Genomic DNA, 21278 nt, shown 5'->3' on the forward strand with positions numbered 1-21278 from the left:
ATTCGAAATTTTATATACCAGTGAGGTACATGATGAATAATAATCGAACAAATGCTTATGATGTTGCGAAAAAGGCAGGAGTTTCGCAGTCAACAGTATCTAGAGTTTTAAATAATTATCCTTATATAAAAGAAAGTACACGTACTAAAGTTTTAAAGGCAATTGAGGAATTAAATTTTACGCGTGACGAAATTGCAAGAAGTCTAGCTGAGAAGAAAACGAGGACAATTGGCTTAATTATCGGGGACATTGCAAACCCCTTTTATGCAGAGTCCTCTAAAATTATTATGAAAAAGGCAAATGAAAAGGCCTATGATGTGATTATAGGATACACAGATTATCAAGATACAAATATGGAAACATCTATCCAAACCATGATCGGAAAACGGGTCGATGGCATTATTATTGCTACCACTGAACGGTCCAATGAGAAAATCACGGAATTGTACCGTTCAGGGTTTCCTATTGTCTTATATAATGCTCAAATTGACGACCTGGAGCAATCAAATTTCGTAGTGGTGAACAATGGAAAAGGTGCCTATATGGCAACAGAGCACTTAATTCAATTAGGGCACAAGGACATTGCGTATATCTCAGGACCCTTATCCTTTCTCAATTTATTTTACCGTTTTTCCGGATATAAGAAGACGTTAGAGGCGTATAAGATACCAATGGATGACAGTATTGTTTTTCAAGATAGTCTAGATCTAACTAAAATTGCTCAATTTGTAGAAGGACTCATTCAGAGAACCAATCGGCCAACGGGAATTTTTGCAGCATCCGACCAGATTGCTCTTACTGTAATTGATACCATTTTAAAGAGTGGGTTAAAAGTTCCGGATGATATATCTGTCATTGGTTTTGATGATATCTCGTTATCCTCCAATCACTTAGTTAATTTGACGACTGTTTCTCAAAATATGGAGGAAATGGCCACAACAGCTTTGCACCATTTACTTATGGTTATAGAAGGCAAAGACTCTGATATGAAAAATCTCCAATTAGTGATCGAACCACAATTAAAAATACGAAGTACAACAGGTCCTGTTAAGGATTGAACTAAATATTAGCGATTGTTACGGAGTCGTTGTTGAACGGAACAGGCTGGAAATGGGGGGAAAACACTTGAAAGAAAAACTCGTTCTAATTCCAGGAACGCTTTGCGACGAAAGGCTTTGGATGCACCAACTTGAACACCTACATGACATAGCAGATCTAGTAGTGGCAGAAATACAAAGCGAAGATTCGATTGAAAAGTTAGCATCCTCCATACTTCATCAAGTAGAGGGGGAATTTTCTGTTGCGGGATTATCGATGGGTGGAATGGTATCTCTTGAAATCATGAAGCAAGGAGGAGAGCGGGTAAACCGACTGGCTCTTCTTGATACAAATCCCTACCCACCTACGGTTGAACAAAAAGAAAACTTTCAGCGAAATATCGATATGTGTCAGGCGGGAGATTTTGAAAAGGTATTTTCTACCTATATTTTTCCGAATCTACTTACTAAAGAAGGTAAAGAAAATGCTGAACTTGCCCCAATCGTAGAGTCAATGGCATCTGACATTGGACCAAAATCATATATCAATCAACTTACGGCTTTGAAAAATAGAGAGGGGTATCTTGAAACTTTACGTAAGATTGATTGCCCGACTCTAGTCTTAACTGGGGATAAAGACGTATTGTGTCCGGTTAAGTTGCATCAGGAAATGGCTGAACAAATACAGGATTCTAAATTGGTAGTTATTGAAGATTGTGGTCATTTAAGTAGTCTTGAAAAAAAGGAAGATGTCACTCAAGCAATGCGTGAGTGGTTATTATCTTAATTTTACGGAGGGCAAAATATGAACAATAACGTAAAATCATTGTTAAGAAGTGGAGATAGGGCATTAGGGATGTTCCTAAATATGTATTCACCTGCTTTACTGGAAATGATAGCGTATGCAGAATTCGACTTTGTCATTATAGATAATGAACATGGTAGCTTCTCAGATTCAGAACTCGAAAACCTAATTAGGGCTGCAGAATGTGCGGATATCGTACCAATTGTTAGACTTTCATATGATCCATCATCTATTCAAAAGGCGCTAGACCGCGGGGCGAGAGGAATTCAAGTTCCGATGGTCAACACAAAAGAACAGGCTGAGGAAATCGTGAAGAAAGCGAAATACCCTCCGCTAGGAAACAGAGGAACTACCTATTCGATTCGGCCAGCAAAATATGGGCGGTTGTCTGGGGAAGAATTCCTAGATAACGAGAATGATAGTGTTCTCATTATTGTCCAGATTGAAACTCCAGAGGCAGTGGAAAATTTCGAGGAAATCGTAAGTGTGCCGGGTATTGATGTAGCATTTATAGGACCGCTTGATCTTGCGATTAACTCTGGGTACCGAAAAGAAGGCATTCACCACCCTGAAATAAAAAATACGATTAAACAGCTTCATGAGTTAGGTGTCAAAAAAGATATTGCCGTTGGAACGATTGCACCGACATCAAAGGATATTGAGGAAGCCTTTGAAAATGGAACACAGTATGTGGTTGCCGTTGCTAACTCTCTCATTAATCAATCTTTTAATTCCTATAAAAAAAGTTGGGACGAACAAAAGATTAATAGGTTAACGAGCATTCAGTCAAAATTGTAAGAAAGAAAGGAAAAAAATGATGAGTATTTTTCCAGACTTAGCTGATAAATCAGTCGTAATTACAGGTGGAAGCAAAGGGATTGGGAAAGAAATTGCTTTGTCTTTTGCGAAAAGTGGCGCAAACGTAGTGATTATTGGTAGAAATCAAGAAGCACTTGAAGAAACTGTTGATGAATTGAAGCAATATCATGCAAATTGTGATTTTGTTGCTGCCGATTTAAATGAGACACAAAAGGTTCCCAAGGTTATTGAAAAAGCTGTGCAACAAATGGGAGGACTCGACATCTTGGTGAATAATGCTGGTATAAACATCGCAAAACCAGCATTAGAAGTGGAAGAATCAGATTGGGATCGTGTTCTTGATACGAATCTTAAGGCTAGTTTTTTCTGTAGCCAACAAGCTGCAAAATATATGAAAGACAACGGAGGAGGACGCATTATTAATATTGCTTCCCAGATGTCTTTTGTTGGGTATTGGGATCGGGCTGCATACTGTTCCAGTAAGGGTGGAATTGTTCAGTTGACTAAAGCGCTAGCGATTGAATGGGCCAATTTTAATATTAATGTCAATGCAGTCGCCCCAACATTCATTGAAACGGAATTAACCGAGAATATGTTTAAGGACGAGGCCTTCAAAGAAGATGTTTTTAGGCGGATACCACTTGGAAGATTAGCAGATTCATCTGATGTTGCAGGAGCAGTTCTATACCTTGCATCTCAACTTGCCAAGTCAATAACAGGTGAAACGATAAGAGTTGATGGGGGATGGACTGCGATTTAGCAACATTTTATAGGGGAAGGTTTGAAACATTTTTAGATGAGGGGGGAGCCGTTGAATGTTAGTAAATAGGTCCATTAAGGAAATGATAAATGGCTATAGAGCTAGAGACTTTTCGCCTGTAGAGATACTAGAGCAATATTTAAACCAAATCAAAATTCATAACGCCAAATTTAATGCTTTTATTACTGTAAATGAAGAAAAGGCTTTGGAGCAAGCCCTTATATCGGAGAAGAAAATTCTAGCTGGTGATGACTTGGGAGTTCTTGAAGGCATCCCTATTTCCTATAAAGATAGTATCGATACGAAAGGAATTGTCACAACCAGCGGTTCTCAAATTCATAAAAACCGAATACCTGAAAGTAATGCACATGTTGTTAACATGTTACGCAACGAGGGTGCTATTAATATTGGGAAAACGAATATGTATGAATTTGGATTTGGAATTACAGCAGAGAACCCATTTTTCGGAGATATATTAAATCCATGGAATGCACATGTGACTGCAGGGGGCTCTAGTGGAGGTTCAGCGGTTGCGGTTGCGGCAAACCTTTGCATGGGATCTATTGGTACCGACACAGCAGGTTCCATTCGTGTTCCGTCCTCGTTTAATGGAGTGGTTGGACTTAAACCTACTTTGGATTTAATTAATAAGAGTGGTGTTAGTCTATCAAATACACTTGATCATGTTGGTCCGATAGCTCGAACTGTTGAAGATCTAGCCTTTATCTTGGAGGCTATTACTAGGAAACGATATAGTAATAATTGTATCCCGGATGTCCGTGGAATGAGAATTGGGGTACCAAGACAATATTTTAATGAGCGATTGGATAGTTATGTTACGGATTTATACAATAAAGCTTTGAAAACATTTGAGTCTTTGGGTGCCGTTCTGATTGATATCGATATCCCTAAGATGGATGATCCAAGAGCTGTGGCCCATGCGATAGCTACTTCAGAGGTAGGCTATGTTCATAGGGAGTTGATTTCGACGTCACTCGATCAATATAGTGATGGGGCTAAAAAGACATTTGAAAAGAGTAAGTCGATTTCTGCCCATACGTATATTGAAGGTTTGAACAAACGTGCCCAAATGACCAATGACATTAGCCGACTATTTGAGGAAATTGATGTCATACTAACACCAACAACACCAATACCTGCGCCTAGTATCGGATTAAAAGAAGTGGCATTAGCAGGTGAAATAGATTCAGTTGGTGAATGCTTAATTCGATTTACGAGTGTATTTAATATAACAGGCCATCCTGCTATCTCAATTCCAGGTGGGGTGACTCCAGAATCGGTTCCAGTAGGGCTTCAACTAATAGCAAACCACCACAGGGAAGATATCCTACTACATACCGCCTACGCATATGAACAGACTTCTCTGGTGGATTTCTACAAAACTAGGGAAAATATATTGGGTGTGGCATGTAGGTCACAGTGACGCCCCGAAGTTTGTCGAATGGGACAGAGGGACAGGTCCCTCGTCCCAAAACAATAAACGTGAATCAACCCCACGCACCAGCCCACAGCGGGCCAAATGAGACCCACCGCGACCCAGCCATTGGGACAACAGATTTTCTCCCACCTATTGATGCAAGAATATACGCTCTGTTGGGAGTTTAATTTCAACTAGTGTGGTCTCTTTTTTACTATCAAAAGTGATTTGCCCTTGGAATTCGCTTGTCACGATTCCTTGGATGATGGATAATCCTAATGAACTTGACTTGGACATGTCAAAATTCTCTGGAAAACCACGGCCATTGTCTTCCACGGATAAATAGATTGTATTTTCAAGCCTCTTGCATTTTATCACAATCATTCCGATATCATCGTCAGCAAAAGCGTGTTTAAAGCAGTTAATGACTAATTCGTTAATGATTAGTGCAATCGATGTAGCTTTATTATAAGGTATGAAAATGTCATCGAGGTCTAGTTCAATTGTTACTTTCGGATTGTTATTGATAATGCTAATAATCGACTCGATAATTAGTTTCACGTTAATGATACTTCTACCTAGTTTATCCTTTGAAAGGAGGTTATGAACAGAAGCAATACTTTTGATCCGTAAAATAATGCTATCCAGTATTTCATCAACGGATTGCTCTGGATTATTTTGCACAAACATTTTCTGCAATGAAATAAGTCCAACGATGGATTGAAGATTGTTTTTAATTCGATGGTGGCTTTCTTGGAGAAGAGCCGATCTTCCCAGTAATCTTGTATCTTCAATTGCAATTGCCGCATGTCGAGCTAACGCTGATAAAAACTTGGTCTCTTCTTTTGAATGAACATACAGATTCTCATAAGAAACCTGAATAATTCCTGTTACTTGTGAACGAATTAGCACGGGGATGCAGATAATCGTTTTTACATTCTCTATTTTTTCAAACAAAGAGGAAAAGACGGTATCATTTTTATTTACGTAAAAGATATCGTTGCCCTTAGCAATTTTTAAAATGGCCTCTTTTGTTAATTGAGCGCTTACTATTTGTTTATCTTTATATTCAAAATCATCAATAATACTCCACGTGAACTCATCGATTAATTTGACCGAACTACTGTCAGCATTCATAACTCTAGTAACTTCTTTCGCTAAAAGTAACAAAACATCTTTCAACTCATATTCAGACGTCAAAAATTCTGCTGCCTTAAAGACAGCGTCAAGAACTGTTTTCGTTTCGTCATCTTTATACTCATCATTATCGTTAAAATTGTAATTCTCAATTTTCTTTAGTAATTTTTGAGGGTCGGCTTTTGCTTCATCGGCTGTCATTTCAGCAGTAAGTCTTCCGTTGGATATAATGGATATTCGATCTGCAAGTTTTAAGGCATCTTCCCATTGTTTTGTTATATAGATAATGCTTCCGCCAGCAACTTTAAATTGTTTCATTGTGTTATATAATTTTGAAGCATTGATATCAGAAAGCCCTTCCATCGGTTCCTGAAGTACAATTATTTCGGGATCTTGCATAAAGCCGCGTGCAATATATACGATTCTTCTCTCTTCTTCTGAGAGGTGTTTTACCTTCCTCTTATAATCAAAATGAAAGTCTAGTTGAGTTAAAACTTTTTTGGCTTTTTTATTCACTTTGTTCCAATCAACAAAAGGTAAAAATCTCCTTGTAGGAATAGAGGATAGATTAAGGTTTTCAGCGATGGAAAAGTTTTTTATCAACAATGGTTTTTGTTGTAAAATTTCAATTTTATTTTTAACGAGCTTATGATTCGCTAACGCTTTGTCTTTGAATGTAATTTCCCCATTTGAACTGGGGTTTTCTATTAAGTCTTTTAATGCCTGTATGAAAACCTTCTGTTCAGAACTATTTTTTAGAATAAAAGCATGTATTTCTGAATAATTAAGATTAAAGTTAAGATTATTAATATCTCCATCTGGACTTGTAAAGGTTACATTTTTACACTCCAAAATAAACTCACCCAAGCAAAACGCCTCCAAAAATGATAATAAAAAAGGTTTAAATTTATATTATTTCAAAATAGTTTAATATCCTTGCTATGAATCATAAATCATTATTAAAATAACGACAAACACTTCAGTTTTTGTTAAACAATGTGATACTAATATTATCACATTACATCTACGGTTTTTACTTTCTTTATTAGTGAAAATTCTATATACTATTACTAATATATGAGTAATAATATATTCTCAAAATCTTAGCATTATTTAATGGGTGGTGATAACCTTGTCTCAGTCTTTACGAATTTTAATTGCCGAGGACGAATTTCTAGTATTAATGGCCACAAAATCCTATGTAGAAAGGCTAGGCCATGAAGTGGTCGGCGTTGCTACAGATGGAGAAAATGCAGTTGAACTTGCATTGGAAAAAAAGCCGGATCTCGTTATTATGGACATTAACATGCCTAACCTGGATGGAATCGACGCCATTAGGAAGATTAATGAAACCCTCTTTATTCCGAGTATAATTGTAAGCGGTTATCATGATGAAAAACTAATTAATAGAGCAACAGATGAAGGTGTACTCTATTATTTGCTAAAACCTATTGATATAGAAGAACTGAAAATTGCTATCAATATTAGCCAAGCCAAATTTGAGGAGTTCAAGAAATTACAGGATGAGTTACAAAGTACGAAGAATGCATTGGAAGCACGAAAGCATATTGAAAAAGCAAAAGGGATTATCATGGATCGGATGAACTTGAAGGAACCAGAAGCGATGAAACGATTACAGAAAATGAGTCGGGATAAAAATAAGAAGTTAGTTGTAATTGCGAAAGAGCTCATTGAAGCAGATTCTTTATTCCGTTCAAATGGGTAAAATTGTTAGTTTAAAATAGTACTTGACTATTAGAAATCGTCACAATATACTATAAATATAGTTACAAAGACATTACAAACATATAAATTAGTTGATAACTATACTCATGTGTGGTATAGCGAATTACAACCGTTTTCAATAAACTTAATATAATATAAATTTTATACTTATGACTGGTGTAAAATTTATGATGGCTATGGGTGCCTTATATACGTAATCTTTTATTCTCTCTTTTTGTAGAGCGTAAAAAGTATTGCGTGTTTAAGGCACCCTTTTGTTTTTTTGTTAGTAATGAAAGCGATTTTATCTAATGACCATTGAAAGGGGTGATGTGTCAAAAAAATACTAGTTACAACGACTGGTTGTGATGGGGATGAATAAAGAAGGTAATCGTTTATTCGATTTGACATCAATGAACATGTAACCGCTTTATAATCATTCTGTTTACAATATTCTATTAACAAATTTTACTTTTAATAAAAAAACAGGGGGTATACACCAATGAAAAGTTTGAAAAAGTTAGTTGTACTTGCACTAGCATTACTTTTATTCGTTGCAGCAGGTTGTTCTAATCAAAGCAACGCAAATGGTGGCGAAGGTGACGGAGAAGCGAAGAAAGAAAAGATTAAAATCGGTATGTCTTTCCAAGAGATGAACAATCCTTACTTCATTTCAATGAAAGAAGCATTTGAAGAGGCAGCTGCGCAAATTGGTGCTGAAACTGTTATTGCAGACGCTCAACATGACGTATCAAAACAAATTAACGATATTTCTGACATGCTTCAGAAAGATATTGATATTCTATTAATCAACCCTACTGACAGTGAAGGTGTTGAAGGTGCAGTAGAAGCTGCGAAAGAAGCAGGCGTAATCGTTGTTGCGATTGATGCTCAAGCTAAAGGTCCTATCGATTCTTTCGTAGGTTCAAGAAACTATGATGCTGGTTATTTAGCTGGTAAACAAATGGTAGAAGATTTAGGCGGACAAGGTAAAGTTGCAATCCTTGACGGTATTCCAGTTGTACCTATCCTAGAGCGTGTACGTGGTTTTGAAGATGCTGTTAAAGAGGCTCCAGGAATCGAAATTGTTGACAAACAAAATGGTAAACAAGACAGAGCTGAAGCAATGAAAGTTACAGAAAACATGTTACAAGCAAATTCAGATTTAAAAGCAATTTTTAGTGTTAACGATGAAGGTGCATTAGGTACTCTAGGTGCAATTGAAGCATCTGGTAAAGATGTATCAATCTACAGTGTTGACGGACACCCAGAAGCAATCGAAGCAATCACAAAAGGCGGACCGTTCAAAGCAACTACTGCTCAATTCCCAAGAGACCAAGTGAGAATCGGTCTTGGTATGGCATTAGCTAAGCTTTGGGGTGCAGAAGTAGTTCCTACTGAAGTTCCAATCGATGTAGAACTACAAACGAAAGAAAACGCTGCAGACTTTAGCTGGTAATTTTTAAAAATGGGCGCTTTTGCAAAATTGCATGGCGCCTCTCCTAAATATGTGTAAGAAGGAAGGTGATTGCTGTGGATAACATACTAGAGATTGAGAATATTACCAAGGAATTTCCTGGGGTAAAAGCGTTAAAAGGAGTTAGTTTTAATATTAGACGCGGTGAGGTTCATGCATTAGTTGGAGAAAATGGTGCTGGAAAATCGACACTGATGAAAATCCTTTCTGGTGTGTATACACCTACTGCAGGAAAAATTCGTTTAGATGGAAATGAAGTAACATTCAAAGATCCTAAGCAAGCACAACAATTAGGGGTTAGTATTATTCACCAGGAGTTCAGTTTAATTCCTTACTTAAGTGGTGTAGATAATATTTTCTTAGGTCGTGAGAAAAAGCAAGCAAATGGATTATTAAACAGAAAAAAGATGCGCAAGGAAGCGGAAGAAGTATTACAAAGATTAAATGCAGATATTGACTTAAATAAACCTGTCGCACATTTAAGTGTGGCGAACCAACAATTTATAGAAATCGCAAAAGCAATTGCAATCGATACGAAAGTATTAATTTTTGACGAACCAACAGCTAGTTTAACTGGTAAAGAAATCGACAAGTTATTTGAATTAATCAATAAATTGAAAGCTGATGGTGTAACCATTATATATATATCGCACCACCTAGAGGAAATTCTAGCAATGTGCGACCGATTCACCTGTTTACGTGATGGTGAGTTTGTTGGAACAAGAGATGTAAAGGATTCTACCAAACAAGATATTGTAAAAATGATGGTAGGTCGTGAAATAGTCAATGCGTTTCCTGAAAAACCAGCGAAGACAGGGAATGAAGAAGTATTATTAGAAGTTAAGAAAATGGCTAATAAACAAATTCATGATATTCAATTTAACCTGAAAAAGGGTGAAATCATTGGAATTGCTGGCCTAGTTGGTTCCGGACGAACAGAGGTTGTAAGGGCATTGATCGGGGCTGATGATTCACAAGAAAAAGATGTTCACATCAATGGGCAAAAGGTATCTATTAAGAACCCAACTGATGCACTAGCACATGGCATTGCACTAATTCCGGAAAGTCGAAAAACACAAGGTCTCGTACTTAGTCAATCTATAAAGAACAATATTAGTATTCCAATTTTGAAAGATCTATCAAACTTCTTAAGAATCATTAATAAGAAAAAAGAAAACGAAATTGTTGAGAAATCCATTCAAGAATTATTAATCAAAACACCAAGTAGCACACAGTTGGTGAAAAATCTGAGTGGGGGAAATCAACAAAAAGTTGTCTTAGCTAAATGGTTAAATACAGATTGTAAAATATTAATCTTTGATGAACCTACCCGTGGAATTGATATAGGGGCTAAGGAAGAAATTTATAAACTCATGAGAAGATTAGCAGATGAAGGACTTTCTATCATCATGATTTCCTCAGAATTACCTGAAATTTTAGGGATGAGTGACCGAGTGCTTGTTATGCACAAAGGAAGAATTAAGGGAGAACTTCTAGGAAATGAAGCAACTTCAGAAAAAGTAATGTATTTTGCAACGGGTGGTGCGGATCAATGAGTGAACTAGATTATAAGAGAAAAGGATCTAGCGTTAAGGACTTGTTAAAGTATCCTGAAATGTTAACGCTAATTGGATTTTTAGTATTATGTATATTCTTTTCCATTACAGCAGAAAGCTTTTTAACGGCAGATAATATCTCAAATATTATCAGACAAGTTTCGATAAACGGGATATTAGCAGTTGGGATGACTTTTGTTATCTTAACAGGTGGTATTGATTTATCAGTTGGTTCAGTAATGGCACTTACTGGGACCATTATAGCGGGTATGATGATTAATACTGGATTACCTCCAGTTGTAGCCGTATTAATTGGTATCGTTTTAGGTGCAGTTCTTGGATATATCAACGGTCTATTTACAGCCTATGCAAAAATACCGGCAATTATTGTTACATTAGCCATGATGGAGGCTGCACGTGGTTTAGCCCTTCTATATACAGGTGGTTATCCACTTTCAGGACTACCAAGTTCATATAATTTTATCGGTAGAGGATATTTATTTGGGGTTATTCCAATGCCTGCCGTTATTATGATTCTGGTCTTTATCGCAGCTTATATCATTTTAAACCATTTACCAATCGGCCGTTATATTTACGCGCTTGGTGGTAATGAGGAAGCAGTTAGATTATCTGGTGTCAAAGTAAAACGTATCAAAACTTTTGTATATATAGTCAGTGGTGTTACTGCTGCTATTAGTGGAATGATTATGACTTCAAGACTTTCTTCTGGGCAACCAATGGCTGGGGAAGGCTATGAGTTAGATGCTATTGCTGCAGTTGTATTAGGTGGAACAAGCATCGCGGGTGGCCGTGGACATATTTTTGGAACATTACTAGGTGCTCTATTATTAGGTGTTTTAAGTAATGGATTAAACCTAATGGGTGTATCTCCATATGTACAACGTGTACTTAAAGGTGTGATTATCGTTGGTGCAATCTACTATAGTAGTACTCGTCAAAAAGACTAATATACTAGAATAACGCGCATTGACGGTTAACAATATGTAAGTTTTTATTATTCTATTAAAATTCTAAACATACAGGGAGATGTAGAACAATGTCAGTATTACCAGAAACAATGAAAGCTGTAGTAGCACATGGTCCAGAGGATTATCGAGTTGAGGAAGTTGCAGTTCCAAAGGCTGGACCAGGGGAAGTTATCATCAAAGTCGAAGCTTGTGGTATTTGTGGTAGTGATTTAAAGGCATATCATGGTTCTGCAATGTATTGGGGTGGAGAAGACCCTTGGATGAAAGCACCAGTTATTCCAGGACATGAATTCTATGGAATTGTGGCTGAATTAGGAGTAGGTGCTGCAGAAAAACACGGATTGGCGCTTGGCGATCGCGTAACAACTGATCAAATTAATCCATGTGGAAAATGTAAGTTCTGTAAAACAGGTAAGTACTGGATGTGTGATGTTCACAACATTTATGGTTTCCAAAAAGACATTGCTGAAGGAGCTTGGGCTGAATATATGAAATTCAGCGACACAGCAACTATTTATAAAATTACGGATGGAGTTACTCCTGAAGAAGCTGCATTAGTTGAGCCAATGGCTTGTGCTGTTCATACCATCCAAAGAGCAACAATTGAATTTGAAGATGTAGTTGTACTAGCAGGTGCTGGAACTCTTGGTTTATGTATGCTTCAACTCATTAAATTAAAAACACCTAAGAAATTAATCGTACTTGATGGAAATGAAAACCGCCTAGCTGTTGCGAAAAAATTAGGTGCAGACCTTGTCATTAACCCATTAAAAGAGGATGCAATTAAAATCGTCAAAGATTTAACAGACGGTTACGGTTGTGATGTATATATTGAAGCAACTGGTCATCCAAGCGGTGTTACACAAGGCCTAGAAATGGTTAGAAGACTTGGAAGATTTATCGAGTTTAGCGTATTTGGATCAGAAGTAACGACTGACTGGAGCGTTATCGGGGACAGAAAAGAATTGGATATTAGAGGGTCACACTTAGGACCATACACATACCCAATTGCAATCGACCTATTCGAACGTGGCTTATTAACAGCTGAAGGAATTGTTACACATAGCTACAAAGTAGAAGACTTTGTAGAAGCTATGGATATGGCACATAATCCTGAAGCGATTAAAGTATTATTAAAACCTTAATTAGGGTGTAAAGAAGATCGGATTAATGAAGCGATTTTTGATGTGAGTAAGGGCGGTGACTTCAGCGGAATTAAACGTGTCAGAGTAGGCTATACAAAGCTAAACAACACGCAAGATTCGCAAAAAGGAGTCCGCCCTTTCTTTAAGGGTAAATCAGAAATAATAAGGCTCGGCTTTTGCCGAGTTTTCTTTATAGAACGGAGTGAAAATTGTGTTAGAAGAATTAAAACAGAAAGTATTAGAAGCGAATCTAGAGCTGCCAAAAAGGAACTTAGTCATATTCACTTGGGGGAATGTAAGTGGCATTGACCGAGAAAAGGGCCTTGTTGTTATTAAACCAAGCGGAGTTGCTTATGAGGATTTGAAAGCTGAAGATTTACCGGTACTCGACTTAGAAGGAAACATCATTGAAGGTAAACTAAATCCATCGTCAGACACAGCAACACATTTAGTCCTATATAAGGCATTTCCAGAAATAGGCGGGGTGGTGCATACCCACTCACCATGGTGTACAAAATGGGCGCAATCAGGAAGAGCGATTCCAGCATATGGAACAACACATGCTGATTACTTTTATGGAGACATCCCTTGTACACGACACATGACTCCGTTTGAAATCGACAATGATTATGAGCACAATACTGGTGAAGTAATTGTAGAAACTTTTAAAGATATCGATCCATCGTCTATTCCGGGTGTCATTGTGAATAACCACGGTCCTTTTAACTGGGGCAAAGATCCAATGAAAGCTGTAGAAAATGCGGTTGTCATGGAGGAAGTTGCGAAATTTGCTTACTATACTCAAAGTCTATCACCAGAATTAGAAGCAATTGACCAACACTTACTAGATAAACACTTTCTACGTAAACATGGCAAAAACGCATACTACGGCCAACACAAAAAAGTAAACAACTAAATGGGACACAGGGACAGGTCCCTTGTCCCAGGAAAAATATGGTGGGACAGGGGACCTGTCCCCTTGTCCCGCGCCAACTACTAGAGGGGGTCGTAACGTGAAGGCGAATATAGAAGATATTAAGAAGGCAATTATAAATGGAGAAACTTCACTTGGGATTGAGTTGGGATCGACACGAATCAAAGCAGTTCTAATTGGTAGACATTTTGAAACAATTGCATCCGGAGGTTATGATTGGGAAAACCGTCTAGAAAACGGTTTTTGGACATACGACCTAGAGGATATCAAGAGTGGTCTACAAGCAGCTTACCGTGAAATGAAAAGTGAAGTAGAACGTAAATTTGGAATCACGATTCAAACAATTGGATCTATTGGATTTTCTGCCATGATGCACGGATATATGGCGTTTGACAAGACGGGTGAGCTACTCGTTCCTTTTCGGACGTGGCGGAATACAAATGCTGGTCGAGCAGCAAAAGAATTAACAGATCTTTTTCAATATAATATTCCCGAAAGATGGAGTATCGCTCATCTATACCAAGCGATTTTAAATGAAGAGGAACATGTTCCACAAGTCGATTACATTACAACATTATCTGGTTACATTCATTGGTTACTAACTGGCAACAAAGCCCTTGGAATTGGCGATGCTTCGGGTATGTTCCCAATTAATGATGCAACAAAAAATTATAATGAAGTAATGGTTAAACAATTTGATGAACTTGTTGCCACGAAAAATTATCCTTGGAAGCTTAGAGACATTTTTCCACCAGTTTATATTTCTGGTGAATATGCAGGGAAATTAACGGATGTAGGGGCCAACATTTTAGATCCATCACAAGATTTACAACCTGGTATTCCGATTTGTCCACCAGAAGGTGATGCAGGAACAGGAATGGTTGCGACAAATAGCGTAAGAAAACGTACAGGAAACGTCTCAGTCGGAACTTCTGTTTTTGCCATGATTGTATTAGAAAAAGAACTTTCAAAAGTATATCCAGAGATTGACATGGTCACAACGCCAAACGGTAGTCCTGTTGCAATGGTTCATGCGAATAACTGTTCAAGTGATATTAATGCCTGGATAGGATTGTTCCGTGAATTCTCGGAAGCGATGGGGTATAAAGTTGATACTAATCAGTTATTCAGTGTCATGTTCAACAAAGCTTTAGAAGCAGACCCAGATGGTGGCGGATTGCTAAGCTATGGTTATTTTTCCGGCGAATTTATCACCGGATTAGAACACGGCAGACCGTTGTTTGTTCGTTCACCTGAGAGTAACTTCAATCTAGCAAACTTTATGCGTACACATCTATTTTCAGCATTTGGTGCATTAAAAATTGGAATGGATATTCTGACTAAGCAAGAAGATGTTGCAATAGATAGCATTCTAGCACATGGTGGATTATTTAAAACACCGATAGTGGGACAAAGGATAATGGCAGCTGCAATGAATACACCTGTTTCTGTCATGGCAACAGCGGGAGAAGGCGGCGCGTGGGGAATGGCTATACTTGCTTCTTATATGATGAATGAAAATAAGAATGAAAGTTTAGAGGACTTCCTCGACAGAAGAGTCTTTAACGATGTGGTTGGAGACGAAATCGATCCTGATCCTGAAGACGTAAAAGGGTTTGAAGTATTTATTGAACGCTATAAAAAAGGCATAGAAATTGAGAAATCGGCTGTCGATCATTTGGTACTAACAAAAGATGAGAGTACGGTAATAAGTTAGAACAATCAATTTAAGGAAAAAGTTTTCTAGCAGAATTTCTCAGGCAAAGTTACTCACATTCCTATGTTCGTTTTATAAGTCATGCAAAACTTGTTCATTTTGAAATATAGTTATCAGTTAAAAGGGTAGAAATAAAAAAAGGTTGCTCCTTGTGTTAAGAGGAGCAACCTTTTTTTGTAGAATCGAGCTGCTTTTATCATATCATCGGGGGATATTTTTCTGGGTCAGAGGGATAGGTCCCTGTCAGGTTTGGTCACAGTGACGCCCCGAAGTTTGTCGAAATGGACAGTGGGGCAGGTCCCGTGACCCAACCCCACCACTCCTTGTAAAATAATGAGAATTTTTGGAAGAGTTACGCTATAATAGGCATATATTGAAATTGAATCTAGCAACCACTCTTTTTATGAAAGGGGTTTCATAGTTGAAAAAGCTGCTTTTCGTTTATTTGTTGCTCATTGGTTTGTTTGTTCTTTATATATATAACTATCAAGCGGAGAGTTCGACAAAACGTGCATGGAATGAGAATGAACTGGTCGGGGATGTGGACGAAACTTATGTAATGGTCACGTTTATGGTGGGGATTGATTACTGGAAGCGAGCGTTAAAAGGTTTTGAGGATGCGGCAGAGGCGTTAAATGTTTCGATTGAGTATCGGGGTTCGACGCAATATGATGTACATGAGGAAATGACGGTCCTTGAACAGGTAATTGCAAAAAATCCAGCGGGGATTGCAATATCCACGATGGATCCAGAGGCTTTAAATCCTGTGATTGATAAAGCGGTCGAGGCTGGCATTCCAGTAGTCATGTTCGATGCAGATGCTCCAGAAAGCAAGGCGTATTCTTTTCTAGGAACGGATAATTACAAAGCAGGTGTAGAGGCTGCTCACAAAATGGCAGAGTTAGTAAATGAAAAGGGACAGGTTGGGGTTATTACTCTCCCCAATCAGTTAAACCATCAGGAACGTACCAAAGGTTTTCAAGATACGATTTTCAAGGAATATCCTGACATGGAAGTTGTCTCTGTCAAAGATGGAAGAGGCGATCAAGTGATTTCAAAAGAGGTAGCTGAAACAATGATTGCCGAGAATCCGAATGTAGCAGGCATCTTCGTTACGGAGGCAAATGGTGGAGTAGGAGTTGGACAAACCATTATCGCCAATAAACATAAAGACTCTATTAAAATCATTAGTTTTGATACAGATAAGGGTACCCTCGATATGATTAAGGACGATGTGATTTCCGCCACCATTGCACAGGGAACATGGGAAATGGGGTACTGGTCCTTGCAATTTTTATTTCACTTGCAACATGGCATTCATGAACAAGACCGAAAAAATGCACCTTTACCTCGTTACGTGGATACAGGTGTGACGATTGTTACAAAGGAAAATGTGAATTCCTACTATCCACAATAAACTTCTAGGAATGGATTGGTTGAATTGAAGAATTTCATACAAATAAATAATTTACCAATTCGATATAAGCTTATTACTCATTTCTTAATTATTAGTATTATCCCAATTATATGCCTAGGGCTATTAATTAATTGGACAGTTGAGCGTGTGGTGGAAGAGCAAGTCAATCAGAATACCTTACAGCTTATTAGTAAAGTGAATGAAACACTTGAATTCTATATAAACAACATGCAACGTGTTACCTACTTTATTTCCTATAATGAGCGGATTGAGGACTTTTTTCATCATAATGGTCAGCAACCAGGTCAATATAAAACAAATCAATATGAGATTCAACGCTATCTTCGTAATTTTACAACGTTAATGCCTGAAGTAGCAGGGGTTTTAGTGGTGAATAGCGCAGGGGAGTATGTGAGTAATGAACTTTATGCTCCAGCTACAGAGAATTTAACCGAAGAGGCTTGGTATAAAGAGGCGGTAGAAAATAAGGGAATCTTTAAAATGATTGGTCAACCGAAGGACCGCCATCTTTCATCTTTGGTCAGCTATAAAAATGATGAAGTGGTGTCTGGTGTTCGTGCCGTCATAGACCCAATCTCGCAGGAAGTAATCGGGGTCATTTTAATCGATTTAAAGGTTAGGACGGTTGCAGAAACGTTAGTCGATGTGCGGCTTGGAAAAACCGGCTATTTGACGGTGATTGATGAACAAAGTAGACCGATTTATCAACCAAAAGATCCTTTAATTGAAACGATCCCGAATGAATGGCTGGATGAAAAAAGGTCAGGTACGTTTTCAAAGAAGATTGGTTCACAGAAGTTGCAGTTTATTTTTCAAGAATCGCCCTACTCGAACTGGACCACCATCGGCGTCTTTCCAACAGAGGAATCGATTCTCGAAATAAGGGAAATACAGTTTTATTTAGTCGTTTTTGTGTTTATCATTCTCTTATTTGGGATTCCGGTATCGTACTTCTTATCCAATTCTATTTCTAAGCCGATTCGTCAGTTAATGAAGTTTATGCGGAAAGCTGAAGGTGGGGAGTTTGGAGTTCGGTATACGGAAAAACGAGATGATGAAATTGGAATGCTTGGACGAAGTTTTAATAAAATGCTAAAACAAATTAATGAATTGCTGCGCTTAACGGAGAGGCATGAAAGGCAGAAACGGGAAGCAGAATTTAGAAGTTTACAAGCCAATATCAACCCTCATTTTCTTTATAATACGCTTGATACGATTCAATGGATGGCGCGAAAGCAAAAGGCGATTGAAATAGCGGAGGTCGTTGAGTCGTTAGCAAAATTGTTCCGAATTGGATTAAGTAAGGGAAGAGATCGGATACCGCTCGATAAGGAGATCGAGCATATCGAAAGTTACTTAAAGATTCAACAAACGAGATATCGTGAAAAATTACAGTATCAGATTGAAGTGGATGAAAGTGTCGCTTCGCTATACGTTCTCAAATTTATTCTACAACCACTTGTCGAAAATGCAATCTATCATGGAATAAAAGAGCGACGGGGGCCAGGTCAAATCATTGTTTCTGCTAAGCAAAGTAACGGGCAATTACGACTTGTGATTCAAGACAATGGTGCAGGAATGTCAGAATCACAGCTTCACGAAATTCGAGTAGCCCTGAAGGATGCTGTTAGAAGGACAGAAAATCAAAGTGAATCGAAGCATAAAAAAGGATATGGGATTTTGAACGTTCAAGCCCGTATCGTACTTGCATTCGGAGAACATTATGGGATTACGATTGAGAGTAGGGAAAAGGTTGGGACAACGCTCGAGCTGGTGTTACCTATTTTAGAAGAAGATATTGGATGGGAAGAGGAGCGGAAGCAACATGCGTAAATGGAAGGTTTTAATTGCCGATGACGAGTATATTATTCGGGATGGAATCCATTCTTCCATTGATTGGGAGAAGTTCAGTATGGAGGTCATTGGGGAAGCAGAGGATGGTGAAGAAGCCGTTGAATTAGCGATTGAACACCAGATTGATATTTTACTAATCGATTTAAATATGCCGATCATGGATGGACTAGAGGCAATGGAAGAGATTAAGGAGCAATTGCCAAACTGTAAAATGGTGGTCATCTCGGGATATGATGATTTCCGTTATGCACAAGCAGCCCTTCGGTTAAAGGTCGAAGATTATTTATTAAAACCAATCAATCCAGGAAAACTTGAAGCATTAATCATGGATCTTAAACAAAAACTTGATCTGGAAGTCAACCAAAAGAAATATATCAAACAAGCGGCCATCCAAATCAAACGAAATCATGCCCAGCTAAAGGAACGTTTTTTCCAGGATTGGATTGCAGGCCAGTTAGCGAATGAAGAGATTACGGAACAATTACAGTTTTTACACCTGCCCGTTGCACATCCGACTCAGTTTCTTGTGATTAAATGGCCTGATTATCATTTGAATCAAACGTTTATGCAAGAAAATGACCGGCAATTGTACTTATTTGCGATAGAGAATATCGTAAAAGAAATGATTGGTTCGGAAAAGGGTGTTATCTTTTGGGACCAATCTCATGTGCTAAATGTTTGCTTATGGGAGCCGATCAACCGGGAACTCCTCACAAAAATAGAAGAAGTCGTGCAAACCTATTTTAATCTCACAATTTATTATCATGTGGAAGATATCACTATTCAGGACTTTGTTCATTTGTATAAGGTTTATGATCAATGTAAACGGCAGGTGGAACAGCAAATCAAAATCTCTCCCATTGTGAAACAAGCTCTAGCCTATATTCAACAGCATTATCAGGATTCTTCCCTCACGTTAGAAAGGGTAGCGGAAGAATTACATATCACAAGTGTCTATTTAAGTCGGATGATTAAGCATGAGCTCGGTATCTCCTATGTTGGGCTTTTAACCCAAATGCGAATTAACAAAGCCGTTGATTTATTGAAGACCTCAGATTTATCGATACGAGATATAGCAGAAACCGTTGGTTATGATACCCAACATTACTTTAGCACCACTTTTAAAAAAGTAGTCGGTATTTCACCAATGCAGTTCAAGAATGATGTAGAAAACGTGCACCTTTAATAGAGGTGCTTTTTTTAATGGGTAAATGACAAATATTTCGACTAGTTTAAAAATTTATAAAAAGTGTTTAATTTTATGTAAAGCCCTTTCATAACGAAGATGATATTTTTATAGACAGTTAGATAATAAATAAATGAAAGGGGTTTCAATTATGAAGAAATTAGGTTTTTTAGCACTGATCGTTAGTTTGGTATTTGCGTTAGTTGCTTGTAGTGGAAATGACAAATCATCGGGTTCTGGGGGGGATTCAAAGGATACGTTAATTGGAGTCGCAATGCCTACAAAGTCATCACAGCGCTGGGTCGATGATGGAAATAATATGGTGAAGCAATTAGAAGAACTCGGATATAAAACAGATTTGCAATATGCGGAAGATGATGTCGATAAGCAAATTGAACAAATTGAAAACATGATTGTAAAAGGTGCAAAGATCTTGGTTGTAGCATCGATTGATGGTACGGCTTTAACCAATGTATTACAAAAAGCTGCTGATCAAGACATACAAGTTATCGCGTATGACCGATTAATTATGGAAACACCAAATGTGAGTTATTACGCAACATTTGATAATTTCCAAGTAGGTGTCTTACAGGCTTCCTATATTGAAGAAGCACTGAATCTTAAGGAAGAAGCGGGTCCATTTAATATTGAATTATTTGGTGGCTCACCAGATGACAACAATGCCTACTTCTTCTGGGATGGTGCGATGTCCATTCTAAAGCCACATATTGACAGCGGGAAATTGGTTGTTCAAAGTGGTCAAACAGAATTTGAACAAGGAGCAACGATGCGTTGGGATGGAAACACCGCGAAATCACGTATGGAAAACATTTTGAGTAAAGCGTACTCCGGTGGGGAAAAAGTTGACGCTGTTTTATCACCTTATGATGGAATTAGCCGCGGAGTTATTCAAGCATTAAAAGGCGTAGGATACGGTTCTGCTGATCTTCCACTTCCGGTTGTAACTGGACAAGATGCTGAGTCTGCTTCTGTAAAATCAATTATCGCGGGTGAACAAACACAAACGGTGTTCAAGGATACACGTGATTTAGCTGCTGTAGTGGTAAAAATGATTAAATCAATTGAAGCTGGTGAAGAAGCAGAGGTAAATGATACAGAAACATATGACAATGGTCAAAAAGTCGTTCCTTCTTACTTAGTTGAACCTGTATCAGTCGATATCAACAACTACAAAGAATTGCTAATTGATAGTGGATATTACACTGAAGACGATGTGAAATAAGAACCCCCGATTTAGTGG

Annotated in this window: 17 protein-coding genes; 16 read left to right on the forward strand and 1 reads right to left on the reverse strand. The window is 37.9% G+C overall.

Translation table 11 applies throughout. From position 1 onward, the window contains the following. Positions 1-32: 32 nt before the first annotated feature. The 5 genes from CKJ95_RS17865 to CKJ95_RS17885 all read left to right on the forward strand — a co-directional run bounded on the left by CKJ95_RS17865 (position 33) and on the right by CKJ95_RS17885 (position 4865). Positions 33-1058, forward strand: a complete 1026-nt coding sequence (locus tag CKJ95_RS17865; RefSeq protein ID WP_180271572.1) for a LacI family DNA-binding transcriptional regulator — start codon at positions 33-35, stop codon at positions 1056-1058. A gap of 67 nt (positions 1059-1125) precedes the next feature. Beyond that, entirely contained in the window at positions 1126-1824 is a 699-nt protein-coding gene (locus tag CKJ95_RS17870; protein ID WP_180271573.1) for an alpha/beta fold hydrolase, read from the forward strand. An 18-nt stretch (positions 1825-1842) separates the two neighbouring features. Beyond that, entirely contained in the window at positions 1843-2640 is a 798-nt protein-coding gene (locus CKJ95_RS17875; protein ID WP_099354793.1) for an HpcH/HpaI aldolase family protein, read from the forward strand. A 19-nt stretch (positions 2641-2659) separates the two neighbouring features. Next, positions 2660-3421: an SDR family NAD(P)-dependent oxidoreductase gene (locus CKJ95_RS17880; protein ID WP_099354794.1), complete on the forward strand. Its 762-nt coding sequence runs from the start codon at positions 2660-2662 to the stop codon at positions 3419-3421. Positions 3422-3476: 55 nt separating this feature from the next. After that, on the forward strand, positions 3477-4865 hold the full coding sequence (locus CKJ95_RS17885; protein WP_099354795.1) for an amidase: 1389 nt from the start codon (positions 3477-3479) through the stop codon (positions 4863-4865). A 144-nt stretch (positions 4866-5009) separates the two neighbouring features. Here the strand turns inward: CKJ95_RS17885 and CKJ95_RS17890 are convergent, their stop codons facing one another. Then, positions 5010-6863 (reverse strand): histidine kinase dimerization/phosphoacceptor domain -containing protein, encoded by a 1854-nt coding sequence (locus CKJ95_RS17890; protein WP_180271574.1) that lies wholly within the window; start codon positions 6861-6863, stop codon positions 5010-5012. A 265-nt stretch (positions 6864-7128) separates the two neighbouring features. Between CKJ95_RS17890 and CKJ95_RS17895 the strand changes: the two genes are divergently transcribed. The 11 genes from CKJ95_RS17895 to chvE all read left to right on the forward strand — a co-directional run bounded on the left by CKJ95_RS17895 (position 7129) and on the right by chvE (position 21260). Then, positions 7129-7722 carry an ANTAR domain-containing response regulator gene (locus CKJ95_RS17895; protein WP_099354797.1) on the forward strand — a complete coding sequence of 198 codons (594 nt, stop codon included), beginning with the start codon at positions 7129-7131 and terminating at the stop codon, positions 7720-7722. A gap of 501 nt (positions 7723-8223) precedes the next feature. Beyond that, positions 8224-9180 (forward strand): ABC transporter substrate-binding protein, encoded by a 957-nt coding sequence (locus CKJ95_RS17900; protein WP_099354798.1) that lies wholly within the window; start codon positions 8224-8226, stop codon positions 9178-9180. 74 nt (positions 9181-9254) lie between these two features. Continuing rightward, the gene (locus CKJ95_RS17905; RefSeq protein WP_099354799.1) at positions 9255-10754 is read left to right on the forward strand and encodes a sugar ABC transporter ATP-binding protein; all 1500 of its coding nucleotides are present in this window, start codon (positions 9255-9257) and stop codon (positions 10752-10754) included. A gap of 59 nt (positions 10755-10813) precedes the next feature. After that, positions 10814-11722 carry an ABC transporter permease gene (locus CKJ95_RS17910; protein WP_257215858.1) on the forward strand — a complete coding sequence of 303 codons (909 nt, stop codon included), beginning with the start codon at positions 10814-10816 and terminating at the stop codon, positions 11720-11722. 89 nt (positions 11723-11811) lie between these two features. Next, the gene (locus tag CKJ95_RS17915) at positions 11812-12888 is read left to right on the forward strand and encodes an alcohol dehydrogenase catalytic domain-containing protein (protein ID WP_099354801.1); all 1077 of its coding nucleotides are present in this window, start codon (positions 11812-11814) and stop codon (positions 12886-12888) included. A 211-nt stretch (positions 12889-13099) separates the two neighbouring features. Further along, positions 13100-13804 carry an L-ribulose-5-phosphate 4-epimerase gene (araD, locus tag CKJ95_RS17920; protein ID WP_099354802.1) on the forward strand — a complete coding sequence of 235 codons (705 nt, stop codon included), beginning with the start codon at positions 13100-13102 and terminating at the stop codon, positions 13802-13804. 97 nt (positions 13805-13901) lie between these two features. Next, the gene (locus CKJ95_RS17925) at positions 13902-15539 is read left to right on the forward strand and encodes a xylulokinase (protein ID WP_099354803.1); all 1638 of its coding nucleotides are present in this window, start codon (positions 13902-13904) and stop codon (positions 15537-15539) included. 421 nt (positions 15540-15960) lie between these two features. Further along, positions 15961-16956: a substrate-binding domain-containing protein gene (locus CKJ95_RS17930; RefSeq protein ID WP_099354804.1), complete on the forward strand. Its 996-nt coding sequence runs from the start codon at positions 15961-15963 to the stop codon at positions 16954-16956. Between the two features lie 24 nt (positions 16957-16980). Continuing rightward, a complete protein-coding gene (locus CKJ95_RS17935) occupies positions 16981-18810 on the forward strand; it encodes a cache domain-containing sensor histidine kinase (RefSeq protein ID WP_099354938.1) in 1830 nt (609 codons plus the stop codon). Then, positions 18803-20017, forward strand: a complete 1215-nt coding sequence (locus tag CKJ95_RS17940; protein WP_099354805.1) for a response regulator transcription factor — start codon at positions 18803-18805, stop codon at positions 20015-20017. The genes CKJ95_RS17935 and CKJ95_RS17940 overlap by 8 nt, the downstream gene beginning before the upstream one ends. Positions 20018-20168: 151 nt before the next feature. Continuing rightward, complete coding sequence (chvE, locus tag CKJ95_RS17945) at positions 20169-21260, forward strand: multiple monosaccharide ABC transporter substrate-binding protein (RefSeq protein WP_099354806.1); 1092 nt, start codon at positions 20169-20171, stop codon at positions 21258-21260. The last annotated feature ends 18 nt before the right edge of the window (positions 21261-21278 follow it).

The sequence above is a fragment of the Fredinandcohnia onubensis genome (assembly GCF_002734285.1).
GTDB classification, from domain to species: domain Bacteria; phylum Bacillota; class Bacilli; order Bacillales; family Bacillaceae_L; genus Ferdinandcohnia; species Ferdinandcohnia onubensis_A.